Source organism: Gordonia sp. UBA7599 (genome assembly GCA_002477755.1).
Lineage (GTDB): Bacteria > Actinomycetota > Actinomycetes > Mycobacteriales > Mycobacteriaceae > Gordonia.
Genome location: DLKD01000074.1, coordinates 1 through 22,966, shown reverse-complemented (window position 1 = coordinate 22,966; position 22,966 = coordinate 1). Strand labels below are relative to the sequence as shown.

Sequence of the window (22,966 nt, the reverse complement as noted above, 5' to 3'; positions counted from 1 at the left end):
GGACCGTTCTACGACGGTTCGGTGTTCCACCGGGTCATCGACGGCTTCATGATCCAGGGTGGCGACCCGACCGGCACCGGTCGCGGCGGGCCCGGCTACCGCTTCGAGGACGAGTTCCACCCGGAGCTCACCTTCAGCAAGCCCTACCTGCTGGCGATGGCCAACGCCGGACCCGGCACGAACGGCTCGCAGTTCTTCATCACGGTCGGGCCGACCCCGCACCTGAACCGCAAGCACACCATTTTCGGTGAGGTCGCCGACGAGGAGTCGCGCAACGTCGTCGACGCCATCGCCACGACGGCGACCGGGCCGGGCGATCGCCCCGTCGACGAGGTCGTCATCACCTCGATCGAGCTGAAGGACTAGGTATTTCCGTCGTCAACCCACGGCCGGGCACCGCGGTGGCGCGGGCCCGGCCGCTGGCCACTTACGCACTGATCGCCATCAATCTGGCGGTCTACGGGGTGTGTGTTGCGCAAGCGGGGACGGGCAGCTTCTACGGCTTCGTCGACTCGCCGGTGTTCAACAGCGCCACGCTGTCGCCGATCGACCTGGCCCACCACGAGTACTGGCGGCTCATCACCTCGGGCTTCCTGCACCTGTCGCCGATGCACATCGCGGTCAACATGTTCTCGCTGTACATCCTGGGGACGATGCTCGAGCCGATCCTGGGCACCGGACGGTTCCTCCAGATCTATCTGACGTCGCTGTTCGGCGGCAGTGCCGCGGTGGCGCTGTTCGCCGGTGAGAACACCGCCACGGCTGGCGCATCCGGCGCGATCTACGGACTGATGGGCGCGATGCTCGTCATCGTCCTCAAACTCAAGGCGCCAGCCGGCCAGGTGATCGCCGTCATCGCCATCAACCTGGTCATCTCGATCTCGGTGCCGGGGATCTCCCTCGTGGGGCACCTGGGTGGGCTGCTGTTCGGCGCGCTCGCGACCGTCGCCGTCCTGTACGTCCCGCAGCTGGTGGTGGGCAATGCGACGCCGACGGTGGCGCTGCGAGCGCGGGCGGACACGACTGCCCGGGCGGCGATGTTGGCCGTGCTTCTCGTCGCCATTGTTGTGGGAGTGCTTTCGCCGTATCTGCGCTGATCGACTCACAGGCAACTGGTAGCTGATCGGCAGTGCCCGGCCGGGCGTCGCTGGGTAGGTTGACTGCTATTGGCCGAAGGTGGCCGTTGGCGACGATCAGATCACGCGAGGAGTCCCGCACCATGTTTCCCATCCCGTTGCGGCGCGGCAGTCGATTCGTCAGTGACTACTGCACCGAACCCGAGGATCCGAAGCGCAAACCGAAATCCAAGTCGCGCTACTTCGACAAGCAGAAGGGCCGCTGGGTCTGGGGCTACTGCTACTGAGCAGGGCGCAGCGCCACTGCTCGATAGAACATCGCTCGGCCTATCACTGCTCGACGGCAAACCCCGCGGCGGCGAGTACTTCCGCCACCGCGTGCGGGTCGTCGCCGAGATCCCATCGCCCGAATACCACTAACCGCGAGTCTGCGGGCGGCAGTCCGCGCCGCCGCGACTCCTCGTCGTCGCGCGAAGTCGTCGCATCATTTGCCAGGTCCAGTTCTAGCTGTGAGGAACGTCGGCCGATGTGGCGCAGCGACAGCACTCGAATGCGGTAGACCTCCTCGGGCGGGTACGACCGCTGCCCGGTGAGTGTCCGCACGGTGAGGAGATTGTCGTGCACGGCCAGCCGGGGCCGCAGACGTAGCGCGGAGACCCCGAAGAACACCAGGCCGAGGGCGGCGACCAGCACGAGGACCATGCCGATCGCGTCGATCCCGGCGGCCAGCGTTCCGACGACCAGCACCGCCGCTCCGATGAGCAGGGCATAACCGAACGCGAGCGGAGTGGACCAAGACGCTTGCACATGACCTCCAGGAACGGCTAGTTATCCACAGGGGTTATCCACAGTGTGGAGAAATTACACACATGTAATTTCCACAGCTGGGGAGAACTCGCACGTCGTCTCTCAGCGCCACCGCATTGTCATCAGCAGCCCGACAACCATCAGGACAAAGCCGATGAGGAAGTTCCAGGGGCCGAGATTGGCCATCCAGTGCAGGAACTGGCCGTCGCCGCCGTAGGTCGACGGAGTGGCGGCGAGGTAGTAGACGACGAGCCAGACCAGGCCGATCAGCATCAGGCCGAACATGACACTCTGGTACACGAGTCCCGACGGCCCCGCCTTGACCTTGACCGGCGTCCGGCTCACGGTGTTGATCGTGTAATCAGTCTTCTTGCGGACTTTTGACTTGGGCATAGTCCAATCATCCCATGCCAGGGCGGTAGCCTGTCCACGTGAGTCGGGAAAACCAGATCCTCGTGATCGACAACTACGACAGCTTCGTCTACAACCTCGTCCAGTACTTGGGCCAGTTGGGCGTGTCCGTCGACGTCTGGCGCAACGACGACCCCCGTCTCACCGAGCGCCCGCTGACCGAGGTCATCGCCGACTACGACGGGGTACTGCTCAGTCCGGGGCCCGGTACGCCCGAGCGGGCCGGTGCCACGATGGATGTGGTCCGTGCCGCGCAGACGACGCGCACGCCCCTGCTCGGAGTGTGTCTGGGTCACCAGGCGATCGGTGCCGTATTCGGCGGTACCGTCGACCGCGCCCCAGAACTGCTGCACGGCAAGACGTCACAGGTCTTCCACGACAGCACCGGCGTCTTGGCGGGGCTGCCGAGCCCGTTCACCGCCACGCGCTACCACTCGCTGACGGTCGTGCCCGAGACGATCCCCGACGAGTTGCACGTCACCGGCAGCACCGAGAGCGGCATCGTGATGGGGCTGGTGCACACGGAGTTGCCCATCCACGGAGTCCAGTTCCACCCGGAGAGCGTGCTCACCCAGGGCGGTCACCGCATGCTGGTCAACTGGCTCGCGGTGTGCGGGATCGACGTCGACGAGGCGCTCGTGCGCCAGCTCGAGGATCAGCTCGCCGCCGCACTGGACTGATCCAGGCAACGCCGGGCCCGGCTATCCGATCAACCGGCCTTCGCCGACGACGATGGTGACACCGTCGTCCTTGCGGATCGCCGACCCGGCCGGTGGCACCTGAGCCACGACGCGACCGCTGTCCTTGTGTCCGAGTGGTACCCCGCGCGTCGACTGGGTCAGCGTCGAGACCTTCCATCCGGCGGCGGCCAGCGCCGCCCGCGCCTGGCCGGGCGTCTTCCCGACGAGGTTCGGGACGATGAACATGTTGCCGCGCGACACGGTGATGGTGACGGTCTGATCGTCGGTGACGGTGGTGCCTGCCGACGGCGAGGTCGTCACGACCTCACCGCGCGGCATTTCCGAGTCGCCGGGCACGACGGCCATCTTCAACCCGAGCTGTTTCAAGATGGCGCGGGCGCGGTCCTCGGTCTCCCCGACCAGCTCGGGGATGGTGACTTCCTTGGGCCCCTCGCCCATGTGCACGACGATCACCGAGTTGACCGCGGTGTCGGTACCGGCGGGAGGAGTCGTGTTGACCGCCTTGTCGAGCAACTCCGGTGGCGAGTTCACCTTGTCGGTCTTCACGACGGTGAAACCGAGCATAGTCAGGGCCTTGACGGCGTCGGCCTTCGACTTTCCGCGGACGTCGGGGATCTTGTGGCGCTGCGGACCGGTTGAGACGTAGAGGGTGACCTCTGAACCCTCCTCGGCGCGGACATCGCCACCCGGCGTCGAGCGGGTCGCGTTGCCGGCCGGGATGTCGAGGCTCGCCTCCTCCATCTTCTTGACCTTGAACCCGAACTGGGTGAGCAGTTGCTTCGCCTGTTCCCCGGGCATCCCGGTGATCGTGGGGACGACCACCTGCTTGGCCGGGCCCGACCAGGGCGACCACGCCAAGAGGCCGATGAGGAGGATCGCAACGGAGGCCATGATTCCGGCCGCGCGCAACCGCCGCGTCCGGAACATCCGGCGCGGGTCCGACGAGGCATCGGTATCGCGCCGCCCGCCGGGGGTGGGCCGGATGCGCGGGCGCGTGTCGGTATCGATGAGGTCGGTGCGCTCAGCCGCCGACATGATCATCGGTGCTGACGGGCGTTGCCCCGACAGCGTGCGGATCAGGTCGGCGCGGAACTCCGCGGCGCTCTGATAGCGGTTGGCGGGGTTCTTGCTGATCGCCTTGAGGATGACCGAGTCCAGCTCGGGAGTGATGTCGCTGCGCACATCGGAGGGGAGCGGCGGGTCCTCGTGCACATGCTGGTGGGCGACCGCCACGGGGGAGTCCCCGGTGAACGGCGGCTCGCCTGTCAACAGCTCGAACAGGACGCAGCCCATCGAGTAGATGTCGCTGCGGGGATCAACCTTCAACCCGCGTGCCTGCTCCGGCGACAGGTACTGCGCGGTGCCCATGACAGCCGAGGTCTGCGTCATCGTCGCCGAGGTGTCGTTCATGGCCCGGGCGATGCCGAAGTCCATGACCTTCACCGCGCCGGTGCGGTCGATCATGACGTTGGCGGGTTTCATGTCGCGGTGCACGATCGCTGCCCGATGCGAGAAGTCCATCGCCGCGGCGACGTCGGCCATCCAGGTCAGGGCCTGGCGAGGGGCCAGCGGACCGTCGGCGCGCAGGATGTCGCGCAGCGTCTCGCCCTCGACGTACTCCATGACGATGAACGGGAGTGGGCCGTCCTCGGTCTGCGCCTCGCCGGTGTCGAAGACCTGCACGATCGTGGGGTGGTTCAGCTTGGCCGCGTTCTGCGCTTCGCGCCGGAAGCGGAGGTAGAAGCTGGGATCGCGGGCGAGATCGGCGCGCAGCACCTTGATGGCGACGTCCCGGTTGAGCAGCAGATCACGGGCGTAGTGGACCTCCGACATGCCGCCGAAGCCGAGAGTTTCGCCCAGCTGGTAGCGATCGGAGAGAAGAGGGGGCGTCGGGTTCATGCGGTCAGCCGCCGGGGAAGCCGGGAATCCGGAACGGGGGCCACTGGGCGGTGGGCGCACCCGGGTCGGGCGGGAGGTCCTCGGGACGCTGGGTGGGCCGCGGCGCCGGGCGGTGCGTGGTCGTCGGCGGCGCAGTGGTCGTCGTATCGTCGTCGGTCGTCGTGGTGGTACGGGCAGTGCTCCGCGGCGTACGCGAGGTCGTTTTGGTGGTGGTCGTCGTCGTGGCCGGCGACTGGTGGACGACCGTCGTCGACGGGGTGACCGTCTGGTCGGTATTCATCTGTGAGACGAGATAGCCGACGAGTCCCAGTGCGGTGAGCAGCAGGATCACCGCGATCGCGGCCAGGGCTTTCTGCCCACCGGTCCACCCGCCGTCGTCGACGACCGCCGGCGGCTTCACCGGTGCCTTGGGAGCGACCGCGGCGGACTTGCTGCTCTTCTTCTTGGTCTTCGTCACCGCGGGGGTGACGGCGGGGGCGACCACCGCCGTGCGAGGAGTCGGTAGGGGCTGCGAGGCTCGGACCGCGGCCACCGCGTCGGCGAACTCGCCGCCGTTGGCGTAGCGCTGTCGGGGGCCCTTGGCCAACGTCGTCTCGATGAGTTCGCGGACTTCGGCGGGCAGGCTCGACGGGAGTGGCGGCGGCGCCTCTCGGATGTGCTTCATCGCGATGGTGATCGCGCCGTCACCGAGGAACGGGCGACGCCCGGTCAGCGCCTCATAGCCGACGACGCCGAGCGAGTACACGTCCGACGCGGCCGTCGCCTCGTCACCGTTGGCCTGTTCGGGGGAGATGTACTGGGCGGTCCCCATGACCATCCCGGTCTGGGTAACCGGCGCCGAATCGGCGGCCTTGGCGATACCGAAGTCGGTGATCTTCACCTGGCCGGTGGGGGTGATGAGAATGTTGCCCGGCTTCACATCGCGGTGGATCAGGCCCTGCTCATGGGCCGCCTGCAACGCCCGCCCGGTCTGCTCGAGCATGTCGAGCGTGTTGGACACCGGCAGGCGCCCCATCCGGGAGATGACCGCGTTGAGCGGCTCGCCGTCGACGAGTTCCATCACGAGGTAGGCCAGTGCCTGGCCGCCGTTGCGGTCGGGGGTCTCGCCGTAGTCGAAGACGCCGGCGATGCCGGGGTTGTTGAGGCGGGCGGTGGTCTGCGCCTCGGTGCGGAACCGGCCGATGAACTCCGGGTCGTTGGAGTACTCGGACTTGAGGACCTTGACGGCGACGCGGCGGTTGAGGCGGGTGTCCATCGCCTCCCACACCTGGCCCATGCCGCCGGTCGCGATCAACCGCATGAGTCGGTACCGGTCGGCGATCACAGTGCCCTGCTGCAGGCTCATCGGCCGCCACCTCCTCTCAGTGCTGCCTCGATCACGTCTCGTCCGATGGGTGCAGCGACCGCTGCCCCCGTCGTTCCGGTCCCCAATTGTCCGTTCTCCACTACTACCGCGACGGCGATCTGAGCGTTGGTCGAGGGACCGAAGGCGATGTACCACGCATACGGCACCTCGCCGCTGCCCGGTCCGGCCGAGTGCTCGGCAGTCCCGGTCTTCGATGCGATCGTCGCCGGCCCCCCCGATTGGCGCTCGGAGTCGATCATCAGCGAGGTCAGCGTTGCTGCCTGCGCCGCGGTGATCGGCTCATTGACCGTTGCGGGCGATGTCGTGGACAGCGTCCGAAGATCGGGTCCTTGTAGCTTATCGACCAGGTACGGCTGCATGCGCACCCCACCGTTGGCGACGGTTGCCGCGATGATCGCATTCTGCAGCGCCGACATGCGGACGTTGTACTGGCCGATCGCAGACTGGCCGAGCGCGGCGCGGTCGCTGACGTCGCCGAGTGTCGACTTGGCGCGCACCGGGAGCGGGATCGCTTGGGTCGCCTCGTCGAGACCGAACCGCTTGGCGGTCTCGGCCAGAGTGGTCTCGGGCTGCTTGAGTTTGTTGACCACGAGGTCGACGAACGCGGTATTGCACGAGTATTGGAACGCTTGAGCCAGCGTCACAGTTCCGCCGACGGCACCCGGGCACGTCTGATTGCCGTAGTTGGTCAGCGTCGCGGTGGAGCCGGGCAGCGTGATGGAGCGCGCCGCGGTGAGCCGGATGTTCGGATCGACACCGTCGCGCAGGGCGGCCGCGGTGGTGATCACCTTGAAGGTCGAGCCCGGCGGGTAGAGCTGGTCGAGCGGGCGGTTGAGCATCGGGTCGGCCTTGTTCGGCGGGTTCGACCACGACGTCCACGCGTTCTCCCGGACCTGCTGGTTGTGACTGGCAAGTTTGTTGGGGTCGTACGACGGGGAGCTGGCCAGGGCGAGGATCTTGCCGGTGCTGGGCTCGATCGCGACGACCGCACCGCGGCACCCACCGTCGCAGCGCCCGTTGCGCAGGGCTTCGTACGCCGCCTTCTGGACCTCGGGCCGGATCGTCGTCAACACGTTGCCGCCGCGCGGGTCGCGCCCGGCGAACATGTCCATGAACCGTTGCCCGAACAGCCGGTCGTCGTTGCCGTTGAGAATGGCGTCCTCGGCCAGTTCGAGTCCGGAACTGCGGTACTGGAAGGAGAAGTAGCCGGTGACGGGCGCGAACGCCATGGCGGTGTCTGCCGGGTAGGTCCGCAGGAAACGCAGTCGGCCATCGGTCGGGTCGGAGCTCGCGATGACGTCACCGCCAGCGGTGATGGCGCCGCGCTGCCGCGCGTACTCGTCGATGAGCACGCGGCTGTTGCGCGAGTCCGAGCGCAACTCGTTGGCGTGGATGACCTGGATGTAGGTGGCGTTGGCGAGGAGCGCGACGACAAGCAGGCAGACGAACAGCCCGACGCGCTGGATCGGCTTGTTCACCGGCCACCTCCCGCAGCGGGGATCACGCTGGTCGTGCTAGCGGCGAGCCCGGTGCCGGCGGGGGTGGCGAGCTGTGGTTGACGGGCGGCGTCGGAGATCCGCACGAGCAGTGCCACGAGGATGAAGTTGGCCAGCAGGGATGAGCCGCCGTAGGAGACGAACGGCGTAGTCAGACCGGTAAGGGGGATGAGCTTGGTGACACCGCCGACGACGACGAACAGCTGGATCGCCACCGTCGTGGCGAGACCGGCGGCCAACAGCTTGCCAAAGCTGTCGCGGACGGCGACACCGGCGCGCAGGCCGCGCATAACGAGGACGAGGTAGAGGGACAGGACCGCGGTGAGCCCGACGAGGCCGAGTTCCTCACCGATGGTGGAGATGATGAAGTCGGTGTTGGCGAACGGCACGATGTTGGGCCGGCCCGAGCCGAGCCCAGTGCCGAACAGGCCGCCGGTAGCGAGACCGAACAGGCTCTGCGCGATCTGGTAGCCGTTGCCGGTGTAGTCAGCGAACGGGTCCTGCCAGGCTTCCACGCGCACGCGCAGGTGGCTGAAGATGGCATACGCGGCGATAGCGCCGATCGTGAACAGCACCAGCCCGATCGCCACCCACCCGAACTTGCCGGTGGCCACGTAGAGCATCGTCAGGATGGTCGTGAAGATCAGGAGCGGCGTGCCCAGGTCGTTCTGCAGCGCGAAGATGACTATCGCGACGATCCAGGCGACGAGCAGCGGGCCCAGATCCCGTGCGCGCGGGACGTCGAGGGGGCCGAAGCGGCGGCCGGCCGTCGTGAACAGGTCGCGCTTGCCGACGAGGACCGCCGCGGTGAACAGGATCAGAGCGATCTTGGCGAACTCGCCGGGCTGGATGGAGAAGAACGGCGTCTTGATCCAGTTCTTCGATCCGTTGATCTCGGAGAGCGAGGCGGGCAGGACGGCGGGGATCAGCAAGAACACCAGACCGGCCAGGCCCAGGGTGTAGGCGTAGCGGGCGAGCGTGCGGTGGTCGCGCACCACCACCAGCATCACGCAGAATGCGGCGATGCCCAGCAGGGTCCACAGCAACTGCTGCGCGGCGTTGTGCGTCACGGGGTCGGAGGCGGTGATGGTCTCCGCGGCATGGGCCGCACCGAGGTCGAGACGGTGGATCAGCACCAGCCCAAGGCCGTTGAGCGCGGCAATGACCGGCAGCAACAGCGGGTCGGCATTGGGTGCGACGAGGCGGATGACGCCGTGCGCGAGCAGGTAGAGCGCGGCGTAGGCACCGACGAACATCGCGATGTTCGCCAACATCTGGGAACCGGACTGGTGCTGGGCGGTGTCGACGATCAGCAGCGCCACCAGAACGAGTCCGAACGCGAACCCGAGCAGGATCAACTCGCGCCTGCGGGCGCGGCTCGAGGCAGTCGCGATGGCTGCGGGCGCGCTCATCGGGCACCTCGGCACGGACCGTCGGTCACCGTCGGCGGTGGCAGCGGCACCGGGGTTGCCGGTGGCGCCGGTGCCGGGTTCGGTTGGCCGGGCGGCGCCGGGGTCGGCGTGGGTGCCGGCAGTCGGCACATCGGTATCAGGTTCAGCTCGCGTACGCGCTCATGCATGTCGGCGAGGGAGAGGTCGCGGACCTTTCCCTCGCGCACGGCGTTCCGGTCGAGTTCGGCGAGCGCGGCCACCGGCAGTGCGTTGCAGTGGGCGGCCGGGTCGGCGGTGAAGGTGATGTTCGGCTCCACGGCGGCCAGGTCGTCGATGCACACCCGTTCGGCCAGCGAGTCGAGGGTGAACCAGAACACCGGGTCCGGCGATCCGCTGTAGATGACGACGTTGCCGTTGTCGACGCGCAGGAAGTGGTTGGCGGCCAGCTTGGAACGCGTCACCAGGCCGGCAAGGACGAGCACGACGATGAGCGCGCCGACCACCGCGAGTGCAAGCAGCCGGCGGCGGCGCTTCGACGACGAGGAGACCGGTGCCTCGTCGGGAACGGTAATCGGCGGCGACGGCTCCGGCGGCGGCCGCAGTGCGGCGGCCCGACCGGCCGCCGATGAGGGGTCCGGTGTGTAGGCGGCCTCGCCGTCGCCGCCCGCGGCGCCGCCGAGGATCGGCCGTGACTCGCCGAACTCGGTATCGACCACGTCGGCGACGACGACGGTCACGTTGTCGGGGCCGCCGCTGCGCAGCGCCAGTTCGATGAGCCGGTCGGCGCAGCCCGACGGGGATTCGACGGAGCCGAGGGTGTCGCCGATCGTCTCCTCCGAGACCACGTCGGAGAGCCCGTCGGAACACAACAGGTACCGGTCGCCGGCGCGGGCCTCGCGCATCGTCAGGGTGGGCTCGACCTCGGTCCCGGTGAGTGCGCGCATGATGAGCGATCGCTGCGGGTGCGAGTGTGCCTGGTCGGCGGTGATTCGCCCCTCGTCGACGAGGGCTTGGACGAACGTGTCGTCGCGGGTGATCTGGGAGATCTCACCGTCGCGGAAGAGGTAGGCGCGGGAGTCACCGACGTGGCACAAGCCCACGCGGGTGCCGGAGAACAGCAGCGCGGTCAGCGTGGTGCCCATGCCGTCGAGGTCGGGATTCGCGTCGACCTGCGCCGCGATCGCCTCGTTCCCCACGTCCATGGCGTGGTGGAGGAGGTCGAGCATGTCGCCGCCGGGCTCGTCGTCGTCGAGCGGCTGCATGGCCTGGATGACGAGGTGGCTGGCTACTTCGCCGGCCGCGTGCCCGCCCATGCCGTCGGCGAGCGCGAGCAAACGGGGACCCGCGTAGACGGAGTCCTCGTTGTTGGCGCGGACGAGGCCGCGGTCACTGCGCGCGACGTATTGCAGGACGAGGGTCACGGGCGTAGCTCGATCACGGTCTTACCGATCCGGATCGGCGTGTTGGTCGGCACGCGGACCGCCGTCGTGACCTTGGCCCGGTCGAGATAGGTGCCGTTGGTGGAACCGAGGTCTTCGACGTACCAGTCGTCGCCGCGGCGCGACAGGCGCGCGTGGCGCTCCGACGCGTAGTCGTCGGTCAACACCAGGGTGGAGTCGTCGGCGCGACCCAACAGCAGCGGTTGGTCGCCGAGCGAGATGCGGGTGTTGGCGAGCGCACCCCCGGTGACGACGAGGTAGCGCGCAGAGCCGCGCGAGGGCTTCGCGCGGGTGCGCGAGCGCCCGGGCAGGCCGAAACTCACCGGGCGTCCACCGGCGATGGAGAGGTCGTTGCGCAGCGCGCGGATAGTCGCGTAGACGAACAGCCACAGCAGGATCAGGAAACCGATGCGCGAGATCTGCAGGATCAAGCCTTGCACGTCGCACCGCCTTCCATCATCTGCCCATAGGCCCCTATCGTGGCCGGTCATCGCCGCAGCCGGGGTGCGGCAGCGTCACCGGCCGATTGGTAACCGCCATCTTATGGGTCTAACCCATATCGACCGCGGTCCGAAGGTGACAGTTCGGTATCGACTGATACCCGGTTGCGACCTTCTGTCCGTGCCGCGTTACTGGAAGCGGACGGTGATGTCGGAGTGGCCGATGCGGATCCGGTCGCCGTCGGCGAGCTCCCAGTTGGAGACCTGCACGTCGTTGACGGTGGTGCCGTTGGTCGAGTTGAGGTCGGTCAGCATCGCGGTGTTGCCGTCCCAGCGGATCTCGACGTGACGGCGCGAGACGCCGGTGTCAGGGAGGCGGAACTGGGCGTCCTGGCCGCGGCCCACGACGTTGGAGCCCTCGCGCAGCGAGAACGTGCGGTTGCTGCCGTCCTCGAGGAGCAGCGTGATGGCCGTCGGGGCGTAGCTCTGCGGCGCCGCGTACGCCGGCTGCGGCTGGCCGTAGCCGGCGGGCTGGTAGCCGCCCTGGTCGTAGCCACCGGGCTGCTGGCCGTAACCCTGCTGGTCGTACCCGCCGGGCTGGCCGTAGCCGCCGGGCTGGTAGCCGCCCTGGTCGTACCCACCGGGCTGCTGGCCGTAGCCGCCGGGCTGGTAGCCGCCCTGGTCGTAGGCACCGGGCTGCTGTGTGTAACCCTGCTGGTCGAAGCCGCCCTGGTTGTATCCGCTCGGCTGGTCGTAGCCGGTCGGGTCGTAGGCGGGGCGTTCGCCGTAGCCGGCGGGCGGGTAACCCTGCGGGACGTAGCCCTCTTGCTGGTAACCGGCCTGGTCGTTTCCGGGATTCTGAGGCATGTGCGGGGCTCCTATGTGTGCAGCGGGGTTCTCGGTTGGTCGGGGGGTCGGCGCGGGGCCTGCCCGGCCCCGATCGGATTCGGGACGGGGGCGCGCGTCGGGGTCGACGACAGCGGTGACGCGCATCTGCCCGGTGTGGAGTTCGGCGGATGGGGTGAACTCGACGATGACAGGCCCATAAGTCTGCCACCCACTGTCCCGGATGTAGTTGTCCAGGTGGCGGGAAAAGGTCTTGCGGTTGAGTTCGTACTCGGCGTCGAGCTGGTCGAAGTCGCCGTCGGAGACGTGCAGAACGTAACTGTTGGGGGCCAGTGGAGCGCCTGTTTCGACAGGTGTCAACGAGTCTTCGGCCTGCCGCGCGAGCGCGCGTTCGACCTCGTGCGGAACCACCTGACCGCCGAAGACGCGCGCGAAGCCGTCGTCGACCGCGCCTTCGAGCTTGCGCTCGAATCGCCCCAGGATGCCCACGCCCGACCTCCCCTTCGTCGTCGTCGTGTTGTGCGCACCCTTCTGTGGCGTGTCGCACGTGCGGAATGGATCGTTTCATGATAGCGATTCGGCCCCCTAATTGGGACACAAGATCGTCACATTAGTACCGGTGGTCACAGTGGCACCAAAGCCCTGCTGGCGCCGCCACGGTTGTCGATTTCACCCGCCGTCCGCCCCGTGCTATCGTTTCCGGGTCCAAGCGGACGCACTGTTTTCCAGTGTCACGGGCGAGTGGCGGAATGGCAGACGCGCTGGCTTCAGGTGCCAGTGTCCTTCGGGACGTGGGGGTTCAAGTCCCCCTTCGCCCACATATCTCCGAGCCGCGACATCCAACCGGATGTCGCGGCTCGGTTCGTTTCCGGGGACCTGTGCCCTCCCTACGTGCGCGCCCTCCGACGGTGGTAGTACTGAGGTGAGCCAGATCACACCACAAGCGGAGGCGGCCATGCACGGGAGCGCACCGGGGGGAATTGGACCGGGGGCGACCAAATGAGCGAACAACCCTTGTGGCGCCAGGCCTACGACAAGGTCGACAAGGCGGTCACGCCGACGGTGACCGAGGTCGTGCAGAGCGACACCTTCAACTTCGCTCTCGGATTGGGTGCCAAGGTCCGCAAGACCGTCGGGAAGCGCATCGGCTCGACCGCCGCGACGGTGTGGCACCTCGTGAACCTTCCTGCGGGAACCGACGTCCGACGGCTGCGGCACCAGGTCGGCGCGCTTGACCGGGAGGTGCGCCGGCTGACCCTGCAACTTGAGCGCGAGCGCCACCACCACGGCGACGAACACGGCGCGTCGCATACCTCTGACCGGAAGGAGTAGCACGGTGACGATGACCCAGCCCCGACCGCTGAGCCCGGTCGACCGGATCCGCAAGGAGATCGAGCGCAACGCGCTGCGGGCGCGCAACGGAATCAAGATGGTGGCCGGCGTCTCGCGCCCCCAGTTGGGGTGCACGCCCAAGGACACGGTGTGGACGGCTGGCCGCTGCGAGTTGTGGCACTACCGCAGCGACAACGTGACGCTCGCGCCGCCGGTGTTGATCATCTACAGCCTGCTGAACCGCAGCTTCATCGTCGACCTCGCACCGGGGAACAGTTTCATCGAGAAGCTGCTGAAGGCCGGGTTCGACGTCTACATGCTCGACTGGGGTGTCCCCGACGAGCGCGATAGCGAGAACACCTTCGAGGACTATGTCGACGACTACATCCCCGGTGCCGTGGAGCGGATCCTCGAGATCAGCGGGTCCGACGAGGTCAACATGCTCGGCTATTGCTTCGGCGGGCTCCTCTCGGTGCTTTACGCCGCGCACCACCCCGACGCACCGCTGCGCAGCCTTACCGTGATGACGACGCCGACCGACCTGCAGGAGATGGGGCCGATGGGCGATGCGCTGGGTGCGTCCGGTGTCGAGGTCGAAGACACCTTCAACGAGGACGGCAACGTCGCACCGGAGGTGCTGCTGCAGGCCTTCCGGTCGTTGACCCCGACCGCCGACATCACCGGCTACGTCAACCTGTGGCAGCAGATGTGGAACGACGACTACGTGAGTGCCCACCAGGCGATGAGCGGGTGGGGCAACAACCACATCCCGTTCCCCGGGGGCGTCGCCAAGCAGTTGGTGGGGATGATGAAGGACAACGCGCTGGTCAACGACCGGCTCGTCATCGGTGGTGACCGGGTGCACCTGAGCGACATCACGCTGCCGTTCCTGCACGTCACCGCTGACCGGGACCACATCATCCCGGAGAAGTGCTCGGCGCCGCTGGTGGGCCTCGTCGGCTCGCCCGACGCCGAGCAGTTCCGCCTGCCCGCCGGGCACATCGGTCTCGTCGTCGGGAAGACCGCCGCAAGGACCACCATCCCCAAGATCATCGACTTCATGCGCCAACGCAGTGAGGAGATCGCGCAATGACCATCGAGGCAGTGACCGACGCGCACACCGAAGCCCTAGTGGAATTCATGACCGGGCTGCCCGAGGTCGACCGCACGTTCATCCAGGAAGACGTCGGCAACGCCGACGAAGTGCGCCGGCTCATCAGTGCGCGAGTCTCGCAGTGGGTCATGGTCGACGACGACGGACGCATCGAGGGCTACGTCGCGGTCCGGTCCCGGCCGGGCTGGTCCGACCACGTCGGCGACATCCGTCTCGTCGTCGGGAAGGACAGCCGCCGAGGTGGCGTCGGCAAGGCGCTCGCGCGCCACGCGGTCATGCAGACGATCGCCGACGGACGGCGCAAGGTCGTCGTCGAACTGCCAGCCGACCAGGGGCATGCCGTGGCGATGTTCAGCGAGTTGGGCTTCACCGGGGAGGCGCTGCTGCGCGACCACATCCGCGACCGTCACGGCGATCTCCGGGACCTGCTGGTCCTGGCGCACTTCGTCGACGACAACTGGTCGGGTATGGAGACGATCGGCCTCGCCGAGGAGATGGGGGCGTAGTGACGGTGGCACCGGTGAGCGAGCCGACCGCCCCGTTCCCGAGCATGGCCCGGGGGCGCGGACCGAGTTCGGCGTGGGCGAGCAGGAAGCCGCCGTTCTTGCTGTACTCCACCGAATTGTGGCGGTCGTCCATCGACGCGTGGGCGACCGCGGCGTGGGCACCGATCCTGGCGACGGCGCCTCGCGGCGACCGGCACCCGGTGTTGGTCCTGCCCGGATTCATGACGAACGACCGGTGGACGACGGGACTGCGTGCTTCGGTGCGCTCTCTGGGCTATCACGCGCACGGCTGGCGGTTGGGCCGCAATATTGGTCCGACCGACCACATCCTCAACGGATTGACCACGCGATTGGACCACCTCGCCGACCGTTACGGCGAGCCGGTGTCGCTGCTCGGCTGGAGCCTGGGTGGCATCTACGCGCGGCGGTTGGCCCGGCAGTCGCCGGACAAGGTCCGCCAGGTCATCACGTTGGGCAGTCCGATCCGGCTGCAGCGCCACGACCAGAGCTGGGCCAGCCCGCTCTTCAACCGATACGCGGCGCAGCACGCCGAAGAGTTGGGATTGCCGCTGGAGCGGGACACCGCGCCGCTGACGGTGCCGGCGACGTCGATCTATTCGCGCCTCGACGGGATCGTCGCATGGCAGACCTGTCTGGACCTGCCGGGCAAGAACGCGGAGAACATCGCCGTGTGGAGCTCGCACTTCGGGTTCGGCCACAACCCCGCGGCACTGTGGGCGGTGGCGGACCGGCTGGCCCAGCCGGCCGACCGGTGGCACCGATTCAGCTCGCCTGCGCTGTTGCGAGCGGCCTATCCCACCGTCGACGTGGCCCGGCCGTAGAACCAGGCCATCACCGGGGAGCTACGCTGCCGCTATGCCGAATTTCGCCGTCGAATACACCTATGCCCCCGAGCACGCCGCGCTGCGCGATGAGCACCGTCCTGCCCACCGCGACTGGTTGGCCGCGGGCTACGAGAGCGGAGTGGTCCGCATGGCCGGCCCCTTCGCCGACGGGACCGGCGCGTGGGTGATGGTCGACGCCGCTGACCGTGCGGGTGTCGAGGACTTGCTCGCGGGTGACCCGTTCGCGGAGGTGGGCGCTATCGCCAACGTCCGAATCAACGAGTGGATCAACGTCTTCGGGCCCTTCGGCGGGTAGGAGTCGTCAGGGGACGCGAACCGTCGCGAAACCGGGGGTGACGACACCACCCCACGCTTCGATGCGGATCACTACGTCGCCCGGCCCGGTTCGCAGGGACGTGGCCGGCGGAATGCCGTTGAGCCCGCTCGATAGCTTGGCCCTGCCGGCGGCCCCCGTCGTCAAGTTGAACCACCCGACCCGGCCGAAGGCCAGGCAGCCCCACCGCCCGCGGTCGGCCCCGGTGATGGTGACGACTCCGCGTTGGCGGCCGGTCTCCACGGCACATCGGATCGGCGGGACGTCGAAGCTGCCGTTTGGATTGCCGTAGGACGCGGGCTGGATCTGGAACGGCACGACGGCCGCCGATGCCGTCGGGGGAAAGGCGAACCCCATGACCGCCGCAAGGACGACCACGATGAGCGCCTGCATTGAACGCCTCATACAACCGAGGGTAGGACGGTCATCCACGACCCGCCACCGGCTCAGCGTTTGCGGGTGGCCGCCACCTGGTCGGGAACCATGCGCCGCAGGATCTGGTCGCGGACGCGTTGCGGGGCCAGGCCGACCAGCGCCACCAGTGGCCCGACATAGCCGGGGATGGTGAGGGTGAAGCGTGGCTGCTCGATGATGTCGACGACCGCCAGCGCCACGTCGTCGGGTTGCAGCAGCTTCGCGGCACCGGTTGCGGTGCCCTCGGCCAGCTTCGTCTCGACGACTCCGGGCATGATCACCGAGAGCGTCACGCCGCTACCGCGCAGTTCTTCGCGCACCCCGGTCAGGTAACCGAGGACGCCGTGTTTGGTGGCGGCGTAAGTCGACTCGCCGGGAGGGGAGAGCTTCGACGCCGCCGAGGCGATGGTGACGATCTGCCCTTGGCCCCGGGCGCGCATTCCGGGAGCGGCCAGGCGTACGCCGCGGATCACGCCGAGCAGGTTGACCGCGACCATGGCCTCCGAGGCCTTCGGCGGCTCTTCGTCGAACGGTCCGACCCACATGATTCCGGCGTTGTTGACGAGCACGTCGATCCGGCCCAGGTCGGACTGGACGTCGGCGAGGAACTTGGTGAACGAGTCCTCGTCGGTCACGTCGAGGCGGTAACCGCGGCCGCCGATCGCTGCTGCGGTCGCGTCGGCGGCAGCCTTGTCGAGGTCGCCGATGGCCACACGCGCACCTCGGGCGGCGGTCTGCGCCGCAATGGCCGCGCCGATCCCGGCACCGCCTCCCGTGACCGCAATGACCAAACCCGATATCGCTCGCTTCCGCATGGGTCCAGCTTGTCAGAATCACCTCCGACGCAGCCTCACGGCCCCGAAGGAATTGCCATACTCAGACGCATGCACAGAGTTCAGAACCCGCGTCCGTGGATGGTCGCGGCGGTCCTCGCCGTGGTGGTGGCCGGGTTGAGCGCCTGCAGCATCGACATCAGCCCGCCGACACCGGTCGCGACGATCGGCGAATCGCGCAGCCCGGTCAACGGGTTCACCGCCGTCACCGAACCGCGTGCCGGCAGCCTCCCCGACGGCACCGAATGGAGCGTGCAGTTGCCACAGGTTCGCGGCGGCGACCGGCAGATCCGGGCGGCCTTCAACGGCAAGTTCGAGGCGATACTGCAGGTGCTCACCGGAGCGCCGAGCGGCAACGGCCTAGTCATCGGCGACGGCAGCATCGGCACGGCCGAGCGCAGCCGCGCGATCATTGGCGACCGCACCCTGTCCGGCGTGGTGATCGTGATGGCCAACGCGCGGCAAGTTGCACACCCCAGCCTCGACGTCGAGACCGCGGTCTTCAATGCGCTGACCGGCGAGGTGATCGACGAACCGTTCGCCAACCGCAGTGCCGCCGAGCGCGTCCTTGGTGAACTGGCCCCCCGATATGACCCGACGGGTCGCCTCAACAGCAGCGGCGGAGTCTCCTATGCTGGCTTGTCGACATGGGTCCCACTGCCGGAGGGACTGCACGTCTACGTCAGTGTCCCGCACGTGATGGGTGATTACCTGCCGGTGACGATCCCGTGGGACAAGGTGTCTGGACTGCTGACACCGGACGCACGAGAGGTCCTCGTGGGCTAGGCAGTCAAGATCAATTCGAGAGGAACACTGTGGCAGAGCGCATTCTGGTCGTCGGAGGGTCGTCGGGAATCGGTCGGGGAACCGCTGAGCTGCTGGCCCGGCGGGGAGCCGAGGTCACCGTCGCGGACCTCAAGCCGGGCTCGGAGGCCATGGCGTATGTCCCGGTGGAGCTGGCCGATCCGGCGAGCATCGACGAGGCGCTCGCCGCGCTCGACGGTGAGTGGGACGGCGTCGCCCACATCGCTGGGATCCCCGGAACCGCTCCTGACGACAAGGTGATCGCCGTGAACTTCCTCGGCATGCGCCGGTTTGTCACCGGCATCGCCGGGCGCATCAAGCGCGGCGGTGGCCTGGCCATCGTCGCGTCGACGGCGGGATCGGCATGGTCGTTGCGGCTGGCGCAGAACGAAGGCCTACTCGCGTCGCCGGGGTTTGCCGAAGGCTCGACGTGGTACGCCGAGAACGCCGAGGAGGGCTACCCGGCGTACTTCGTGTCGAAAGAGGCCACGGTCGCCTTCGCCAAGCAGTTCTCCGCCTACGCCTGGCGCGAGTACGGCATCCGGGTCAACACCGTGAGCCCCGGCCCGGTGGAGACGCCGATCCTGGCGGATTTCGAGGAGGAGATGGGCAAGGACGTCCTCAACACCCTCAAGACGTCGGTGGGGCGGCATGCGCAGCCCGCCGACATCGCGCCGGTGCTCGCGTTCCTGCTCTCGCCGGATGCCGGGTGGGTCATGGGGCAGGATATCCAGGTCGACGGTGGTTTCCTCGCCGGAATCTCGGCGGGCGCTGCGGCGGCCGCGACGTTCGCCGGCCAGCAGGGCTGAGCGTCGGCGCCGTCCCGGTTGCAGCGAATCCGAGCGCAATCGCCGGTACTCTCCACTGGTGACCGACACTCAGGAAGTCCCACGCCGGCGGATCGTCGTCGCGTCCATGGTGGGCACCACCATCGAATTCTTCGACTTCTACATCTATGCGACGGCCGCGGTCTTCGTGTTCCCGAAGCTGTTCTTCCCGTCGGGAAATCAGACGGCCAGCCTCTTGGCGTCGTTCGCCGTCTTCGGCGTCGCGTTCGTCGCGCGACCCGTCGGCTCGGTGCTGTTCGGGCACTTCGGCGACCGCATCGGGCGCAAGGCGACGCTCGTCGGATCGCTGCTGACGATGGGAATCGCGACGTTCGTCATCGGTCTGCTCCCGACGTACGAGTCCATCGGCTATGCCGCACCGATTCTGCTGGCGGTGCTGCGCTTCTGCCAGGGCGTCGGGCTCGGCGGCGAATGGTCGGGTGCGGCGCTGCTTGCGACCGAGACCGCCGAGGAGGGCAAGCGCGGGTGGGCGGCGATGTGGCCTCAGCTCGGTGCGCCGCTGGGCTTCCTGCTGGCCAACGGTGTCTTCCTCTCGCTGATGGTCGGCATGGACTTCGACAAGAACACCTCGCCGATCGACCACTCCTTCTACACGTGGGGTTGGCGCGTGCCGTTCCTGGCCAGCGCGATCATGGTCATCGTCGGCCTGTACGTGCGACTGCGGCTCACCGAGACGCCGGTGTTCCGGGCGGCGGTCGAGGCGGGGGAGAAGGTCAAGGCACCCCTGGCCACCGTCCTGCGCACCGCGTGGCGGCCTCTGATCCTGGGCACCTTCATCATGCTGGCCACGTACACGTTGTTCTATCTGATGACTGCGTGGGCCAGCTCGTACGGCACCAAGAAGTCGACCGCCGAGCACGTGACGAACTTGGGCATTCCGGCGACGCGGTTCATCGAGCTGCAGCTGATCGCCGTCCTGTTCTTCGCGGTGTGCATCCCATTGTCGGGGTGGCTGGCCGACCGGATGGGTCGCAAGCCGGTGTTGATCTCGATCACGGTCGGGATCATCGTTTTCGGCCTGACCTTCGACAAGCTGATCGGGCCCGCCGTCGCCAGTGAGGCGTCGATGCTGGGCTTCCTCATCGTCGGCATGACGCTGATGGGCCTGACTTTCGGCCCGATGAGCGCGGTCCTGCCGGAGCTGTTCCCCACCAACGTCCGCTACACGGGTTCGGGGATCTCCTACAACATGGCGTCGATCATCGGCGCGGCCGTCGCCCCGTTCATCGCGACCGCCCTCGCGGCCAGCCACGGCGTCGGCGCTGTGGGCATCTACCTCGCGGTGGCGGCTGCGATCACGTTGGTCGCGCTGGTCCTCGCCCCGGAGACCCGCGACGTGGAGCTGACCAAGGTCTGAGCGGATGCGCGGGCTCCTGCTGGCCGATGTGGTCGCGACGTCGAATCTCGTCGCGGCGACCCGCTCGCGGACGGCGAAGACCGCGGCGATCGCCGAACTGCTGGGGCGGGCCGTCGACGAGGAGATCGCGCCGGTCACCGCGTGGTGCTCCGGCGAACTCCTGCAGGGCCGGCTCGGCGTCGGATGGGCGGGTCTGCAGAAGCTGAGCCGTCAGGCACCGTCGTCGACGGCGTCGCTCACCGTCGCCGGGGTCGATGCGGGGTTCACGCGTCTGGCCGGGATCAGTGGCGCCGGATCGGCACTCCTGCGCGCCGAGGAGGTCGGCGCACTCTTCGCCGCGGCGACCGACGCCGAGCAAATATTCTTGCGCGGATTGCTGTCGGGTGAGCTGCGGCAGGGGGCGCTGGCTGGCGTGGTGACTGACGCGGTTGCGGTTGCCGCCGGGCTGCCCAAGGAGATGGTGCGACGCGCGGTGATGCTCTCGGGGTCGTTGCCGACGACGGCGCGGCTGGCCTTGACCGAGGGAGCCGCGGGGCTGCGCGGCTTGGGCATCGTCGTCGGACGGCCGCTGGAACCGATGCTCGCCACCCCGGCGTCGTCCGCGCAGGAGGTGTGGGACGAACTCGGCCCGCAGGTCGTCGTCGACGCCAAGTACGACGGCGCGCGCATCCAGGTGCACCGACGAGGGACGGAGATTTCGGTTTTCACCCGCTCGCTGCGTGAGATCACCGGGGCGGTGCCTGAGGTCGTGCGTCTCGTCGCGGAGCTCGATTGCGAGACGATCATCCTCGACGGGGAGACCCTCGCTATCACCGACGACGGCCGGCCGCGGCCGTTCCAGGACACCATGAGCGGCTTTAGCGCTGCGGGTCGGGAATCCGACGACGGAGGTGTGCTGCGGCCCTACTTCTTCGACTGCCTGCACCTCGACGGCGCGGACCTGATCGACGAGCCGCTGGTGGATCGGCTGGCCGCGTTGGAGGCGGTGGCGCCGGGACTGCGGATCCCGAGCACGACGGTGACTAGCGCCGACGAGATCGGGGCGGTCTTCGATCGTGTGGTCGCCGACGGCCACGAGGGCGTGATGGTCAAGTCGCCGTCGGGGGTCTACGCGGCGGGGCGGCGCGGGCGGTCGTGGCAGAAGATCAAACCGGTCCATACCTTCGACCTCGTGGTGCTGGCCGCCGAGTGGGGGTCGGGCCGACGACGCGGCTGGCTGTCCAACATCCACCTGGGCGCCCGCGACCCCGCGGGTGGGCCGCCGATCATGGTCGGCAAGACCTTCAAGGGCATGACCGACGAACTGCTGGCCTGGCAGACTACGACGTTCCCGCAATACGAGACGTCACGCGAGGACTACACCGTCTACGTGCGGCCCGAACTGGTCGTCGAGATCGCCGTCGACGGTGTGCAGCGCAGCACTCGCTATCCGGGTGGTCTCGCTCTGCGATTCGCGCGGGTGGTGCGCTACCGGCCGGACAAGACACCTGATCAGGCCGACACGATCGGCGACCTGGCCCGGCTAGGAGCGTAGGCCACGCCGACTGGGCCCTCCTAGGTCGCCGAGTGGGCCGTCGCAGGTCGTCGAGTGGGCCGAACCAGTTTGCCGAGGGGGCCGTCCGAGGTTCTCGAGTGGGTCCGGTTCGGTCCCTACTGAGTCGTTTGTCGAGCGCTAAGAATCAGTGGTGCCGTGTTGACCAGCGGTTTCGACGGCTGACATCGGCTGCGGCTGTCGGCTCACGGATCCGAACGGGTCCGCGCTGCGTCTAACGGGGTATGGACACCTTTGAAGACGCTAGAAACGAGCACTTCCGCGGCCTTGTCGGACGGATGGCCGCCTCGGTTCCGGTCGACACTCGATGTATTGACGGAACGACGCAGGTGGGACGTTCGGTGCTGCTCTCGGCGCGGGAGCGTGTCGTAGCGACCGCGTCGAGGGCAAGGGGGGAGTCCGTAGTGGCCGGTGTCGCCGCGTCGATTCTGCACGGGAGTCTCTGGTTCGATGCCGAGTTCAAGATCGAACTGCTGCATCCGATATCGGGGGCCAGTCGGCACGGGACAGGCCGGATCACCCACCGTTTTCAAGTGGCCCCTACCGACGTCATTGAACTCGACGGCATTCTCGTCACGACCCCGGTGCGCACTGCCTTCGATGTCGGCCGAATTACCCCTGACTGGCGCGGTCTCGGACACCTCGACGCTCTGCACCGCGCGACGAGATTTTCGGTCGCTGACTTGTGCCGGTACGTGGAGTGGCATGCCGGCTGGCGCCACATCCGTCAGCTTCGGGCGATCGCGCCGCTCATTGACGGGGCAGCTGAGTCGCCTCCGGAGAGCTGGCTCAGGCTACTGATGTTTCGCGGCGGGCTTCCGACACCCGAGCTCCAGATAGAGGTAGCCGACGAGAGTGGGCACGTCTTCGCCCGGGCCGACATCGGCTATCGGGAGGAGAAGGTCGACATCGAGTACGACGGCGAGGAGTTCCACGGCCTGCCGTGGCAACGGGCGCGTGATGCGCGGCGGGACGCGAAGCTCAAAGCGTTGGGGTGGAAGGTCATCCGCGTCGACGCGGAGCGCCTTCGCGAAAGGCCGTGGACGATTCTCACGGAGATCGAGACCGCACTTCACCGGCGCAGGGCGTACTGAGGCCCTCGGGAGGGCCCTTGGCGTGGGGGCGGGCCCAGTCGGCGACCCCGGACGGCCCAGC

General features: G+C 67.9%; 25 protein-coding genes and 1 tRNA gene. 15 read left to right on the top strand and 11 right to left on the bottom strand.

The genetic code is table 11. The annotated features are described in order from the left end of the window. From B4L26_RS09370 to B4L26_RS09360, 3 genes are all read left to right on the top strand, one after another. Positions 1 to 366: peptidylprolyl isomerase (locus B4L26_RS09370; protein WP_290718291.1), on the top strand; the 366-nt coding region annotated here is incomplete at its 5' end. Between the two features lie 35 nt (positions 367 to 401). Further along, positions 402 to 1,097: a rhomboid family intramembrane serine protease gene (locus B4L26_RS09365; protein ID WP_290718289.1), complete on the top strand. Its 696-nt coding sequence runs from the start codon at positions 402 to 404 to the stop codon at positions 1,095 to 1,097. 122 nt (positions 1,098 to 1,219) lie between these two features. Next, positions 1,220 to 1,363 carry a hypothetical protein gene (locus B4L26_RS09360; protein ID WP_290718287.1) on the top strand — a complete coding sequence of 48 codons (144 nt, stop codon included), beginning with the start codon at positions 1,220 to 1,222 and terminating at the stop codon, positions 1,361 to 1,363. Between the two features lie 43 nt (positions 1,364 to 1,406). Here B4L26_RS09360 and B4L26_RS09355 read toward each other — a convergent pair whose 3' ends face one another. Beyond that, positions 1,407 to 1,883 (bottom strand): PH domain-containing protein, encoded by a 477-nt coding sequence (locus B4L26_RS09355; RefSeq protein WP_290718285.1) that lies wholly within the window; start codon positions 1,881 to 1,883, stop codon positions 1,407 to 1,409. Between the two features lie 102 nt (positions 1,884 to 1,985). Beyond that, positions 1,986 to 2,276 (bottom strand): cell division protein CrgA, encoded by a 291-nt coding sequence (gene crgA, locus B4L26_RS09350; protein ID WP_290718283.1) that lies wholly within the window; start codon positions 2,274 to 2,276, stop codon positions 1,986 to 1,988. A 38-nt stretch (positions 2,277 to 2,314) separates the two neighbouring features. On the opposite strand from crgA, the gene B4L26_RS09345 reads away from it, so the two are divergent. Continuing rightward, positions 2,315 to 2,974, top strand: a complete 660-nt coding sequence (locus B4L26_RS09345; protein ID WP_290718282.1) for an aminodeoxychorismate/anthranilate synthase component II — start codon at positions 2,315 to 2,317, stop codon at positions 2,972 to 2,974. Between the two features lie 21 nt (positions 2,975 to 2,995). On the opposite strand, the gene pknB is transcribed toward B4L26_RS09345, so the two are convergent. The 7 genes from pknB to B4L26_RS09310 all read right to left on the bottom strand — a co-directional run bounded on the left by pknB (position 2,996) and on the right by B4L26_RS09310 (position 12,361). After that, positions 2,996 to 4,894: a Stk1 family PASTA domain-containing Ser/Thr kinase gene (pknB, locus tag B4L26_RS09340; protein WP_290718280.1), complete on the bottom strand. Its 1,899-nt coding sequence runs from the start codon at positions 4,892 to 4,894 to the stop codon at positions 2,996 to 2,998. A 4-nt stretch (positions 4,895 to 4,898) separates the two neighbouring features. Beyond that, entirely contained in the window at positions 4,899 to 6,239 is a 1,341-nt protein-coding gene (locus B4L26_RS09335; RefSeq protein WP_290718278.1) for a protein kinase domain-containing protein, read from the bottom strand. Continuing rightward, the gene (locus tag B4L26_RS09330) at positions 6,236 to 7,738 is read right to left on the bottom strand and encodes a peptidoglycan D,D-transpeptidase FtsI family protein (RefSeq protein ID WP_290718276.1); all 1,503 of its coding nucleotides are present in this window, start codon (positions 7,736 to 7,738) and stop codon (positions 6,236 to 6,238) included. The genes B4L26_RS09335 and B4L26_RS09330 overlap by 4 nt, the downstream gene beginning before the upstream one ends. Beyond that, complete coding sequence (locus tag B4L26_RS09325) at positions 7,735 to 9,168, bottom strand: FtsW/RodA/SpoVE family cell cycle protein (RefSeq protein ID WP_290718274.1); 1,434 nt, start codon at positions 9,166 to 9,168, stop codon at positions 7,735 to 7,737. The genes B4L26_RS09330 and B4L26_RS09325 overlap by 4 nt, the downstream gene beginning before the upstream one ends. Further along, positions 9,165 to 10,568, bottom strand: a complete 1,404-nt coding sequence (locus B4L26_RS09320; protein ID WP_290718272.1) for a PP2C family protein-serine/threonine phosphatase — start codon at positions 10,566 to 10,568, stop codon at positions 9,165 to 9,167. Before B4L26_RS09320 ends, B4L26_RS09325 begins: the two co-directional genes overlap by 4 nt. Continuing rightward, on the bottom strand, positions 10,565 to 11,026 hold the full coding sequence (locus B4L26_RS09315; RefSeq protein WP_290718270.1) for an FHA domain-containing protein FhaB/FipA: 462 nt from the start codon (positions 11,024 to 11,026) through the stop codon (positions 10,565 to 10,567). Before B4L26_RS09315 ends, B4L26_RS09320 begins: the two co-directional genes overlap by 4 nt. 189 nt (positions 11,027 to 11,215) lie before the next feature. Next, entirely contained in the window at positions 11,216 to 12,361 is a 1,146-nt protein-coding gene (locus tag B4L26_RS09310; protein ID WP_290718268.1) for a DUF3662 and FHA domain-containing protein, read from the bottom strand. A gap of 246 nt (positions 12,362 to 12,607) precedes the next feature. Between B4L26_RS09310 and B4L26_RS09305 the strand changes: the two genes are divergently transcribed. The 6 genes from B4L26_RS09305 to B4L26_RS09280 all read left to right on the top strand — a co-directional run bounded on the left by B4L26_RS09305 (position 12,608) and on the right by B4L26_RS09280 (position 15,985). After that, positions 12,608 to 12,690, top strand: a tRNA-Leu gene (locus B4L26_RS09305). A gap of 181 nt (positions 12,691 to 12,871) precedes the next feature. After that, positions 12,872 to 13,204 carry a hypothetical protein gene (locus B4L26_RS09300; protein WP_290718266.1) on the top strand — a complete coding sequence of 111 codons (333 nt, stop codon included), beginning with the start codon at positions 12,872 to 12,874 and terminating at the stop codon, positions 13,202 to 13,204. A 10-nt stretch (positions 13,205 to 13,214) separates the two neighbouring features. Next, positions 13,215 to 14,297 (top strand): alpha/beta fold hydrolase, encoded by a 1,083-nt coding sequence (locus B4L26_RS09295; RefSeq protein WP_290718295.1) that lies wholly within the window; start codon positions 13,215 to 13,217, stop codon positions 14,295 to 14,297. Then, positions 14,294 to 14,824, top strand: coding sequence for a GNAT family N-acetyltransferase (locus B4L26_RS09290; protein ID WP_290718264.1), 531 nt, complete (start codon positions 14,294 to 14,296; stop codon positions 14,822 to 14,824). The genes B4L26_RS09295 and B4L26_RS09290 overlap by 4 nt, the downstream gene beginning before the upstream one ends. Positions 14,825 to 14,868: 44 nt before the next feature. After that, positions 14,869 to 15,666: an esterase/lipase family protein gene (locus tag B4L26_RS09285; protein ID WP_409563515.1), complete on the top strand. Its 798-nt coding sequence runs from the start codon at positions 14,869 to 14,871 to the stop codon at positions 15,664 to 15,666. Between the two features lie 34 nt (positions 15,667 to 15,700). Continuing rightward, positions 15,701 to 15,985, top strand: a complete 285-nt coding sequence (locus tag B4L26_RS09280; protein ID WP_290718260.1) for a YciI family protein — start codon at positions 15,701 to 15,703, stop codon at positions 15,983 to 15,985. Between the two features lie 6 nt (positions 15,986 to 15,991). On the opposite strand, the gene B4L26_RS09275 is transcribed toward B4L26_RS09280, so the two are convergent. Next, on the bottom strand, positions 15,992 to 16,408 hold the full coding sequence (locus B4L26_RS09275; RefSeq protein ID WP_290718258.1) for a hypothetical protein: 417 nt from the start codon (positions 16,406 to 16,408) through the stop codon (positions 15,992 to 15,994). Between the two features lie 41 nt (positions 16,409 to 16,449). Further along, the gene (locus tag B4L26_RS09270; protein WP_290718256.1) at positions 16,450 to 17,232 is read right to left on the bottom strand and encodes an SDR family oxidoreductase; all 783 of its coding nucleotides are present in this window, start codon (positions 17,230 to 17,232) and stop codon (positions 16,450 to 16,452) included. A gap of 69 nt (positions 17,233 to 17,301) precedes the next feature. On the opposite strand from B4L26_RS09270, the gene B4L26_RS09265 reads away from it, so the two are divergent. The 5 genes from B4L26_RS09265 to B4L26_RS09245 all read left to right on the top strand — a co-directional run bounded on the left by B4L26_RS09265 (position 17,302) and on the right by B4L26_RS09245 (position 22,905). Further along, positions 17,302 to 18,036 (top strand): hypothetical protein, encoded by a 735-nt coding sequence (locus tag B4L26_RS09265; RefSeq protein WP_290718254.1) that lies wholly within the window; start codon positions 17,302 to 17,304, stop codon positions 18,034 to 18,036. A gap of 29 nt (positions 18,037 to 18,065) precedes the next feature. Continuing rightward, the gene (locus B4L26_RS09260; protein ID WP_290718252.1) at positions 18,066 to 18,863 is read left to right on the top strand and encodes an SDR family oxidoreductase; all 798 of its coding nucleotides are present in this window, start codon (positions 18,066 to 18,068) and stop codon (positions 18,861 to 18,863) included. A 106-nt stretch (positions 18,864 to 18,969) separates the two neighbouring features. Then, a complete protein-coding gene (locus B4L26_RS09255; protein ID WP_290718293.1) occupies positions 18,970 to 20,259 on the top strand; it encodes an MFS transporter in 1,290 nt (429 codons plus the stop codon). A 4-nt stretch (positions 20,260 to 20,263) separates the two neighbouring features. Next, entirely contained in the window at positions 20,264 to 21,793 is a 1,530-nt protein-coding gene (locus B4L26_RS09250; protein WP_290718251.1) for an ATP-dependent DNA ligase, read from the top strand. 422 nt (positions 21,794 to 22,215) lie between these two features. Beyond that, the gene (locus tag B4L26_RS09245; RefSeq protein ID WP_290718248.1) at positions 22,216 to 22,905 is read left to right on the top strand and encodes an endonuclease domain-containing protein; all 690 of its coding nucleotides are present in this window, start codon (positions 22,216 to 22,218) and stop codon (positions 22,903 to 22,905) included. Positions 22,906 to 22,966 lie beyond the last annotated feature (61 nt).

What these genes read in the sequence shown, in the direction of transcription:
- B4L26_RS09275 (WP_290718258.1), bottom strand. Translation starts at nt 16,408, where the DNA reads ATGAGGCGTTCAATGCAGGCGCTCATCGTGGTCGTCCTTGCGGCGGTC.
- B4L26_RS09265 (WP_290718254.1), top strand. Translation starts at nt 17,302, where the DNA reads ATGCACAGAGTTCAGAACCCGCGTCCGTGGATGGTCGCGGCGGTCCTC.
- B4L26_RS09300 (WP_290718266.1), top strand. Translation starts at nt 12,872, where the DNA reads ATGAGCGAACAACCCTTGTGGCGCCAGGCCTACGACAAGGTCGACAAG.
- B4L26_RS09280 (WP_290718260.1), top strand. Translation starts at nt 15,701, where the DNA reads ATGCCGAATTTCGCCGTCGAATACACCTATGCCCCCGAGCACGCCGCG.
- B4L26_RS09270 (WP_290718256.1), bottom strand. Translation starts at nt 17,232, where the DNA reads ATGCGGAAGCGAGCGATATCGGGTTTGGTCATTGCGGTCACGGGAGGC.
- B4L26_RS09290 (WP_290718264.1), top strand. Translation starts at nt 14,294, where the DNA reads ATGACCATCGAGGCAGTGACCGACGCGCACACCGAAGCCCTAGTGGAA.
- B4L26_RS09295 (WP_290718295.1), top strand. Translation starts at nt 13,215, where the DNA reads ATGACCCAGCCCCGACCGCTGAGCCCGGTCGACCGGATCCGCAAGGAG.
- B4L26_RS09255 (WP_290718293.1), top strand. Translation starts at nt 18,970, where the DNA reads ATGGTGGGCACCACCATCGAATTCTTCGACTTCTACATCTATGCGACG.
- B4L26_RS09335 (WP_290718278.1), bottom strand. Translation starts at nt 6,239, where the DNA reads ATGAGCCTGCAGCAGGGCACTGTGATCGCCGACCGGTACCGACTCATG.
- B4L26_RS09285 (WP_409563515.1), top strand. Translation starts at nt 14,869, where the DNA reads ATGGCCCGGGGGCGCGGACCGAGTTCGGCGTGGGCGAGCAGGAAGCCG.
- pknB (WP_290718280.1), bottom strand. Translation starts at nt 4,894, where the DNA reads ATGAACCCGACGCCCCCTCTTCTCTCCGATCGCTACCAGCTGGGCGAA.
- B4L26_RS09360 (WP_290718287.1), top strand. Translation starts at nt 1,220, where the DNA reads ATGTTTCCCATCCCGTTGCGGCGCGGCAGTCGATTCGTCAGTGACTAC.
- crgA (WP_290718283.1), bottom strand. Translation starts at nt 2,276, where the DNA reads ATGCCCAAGTCAAAAGTCCGCAAGAAGACTGATTACACGATCAACACC.
- B4L26_RS09325 (WP_290718274.1), bottom strand. Translation starts at nt 9,168, where the DNA reads ATGAGCGCGCCCGCAGCCATCGCGACTGCCTCGAGCCGCGCCCGCAGG.
- B4L26_RS09250 (WP_290718251.1), top strand. Translation starts at nt 20,264, where the DNA reads ATGCGCGGGCTCCTGCTGGCCGATGTGGTCGCGACGTCGAATCTCGTC.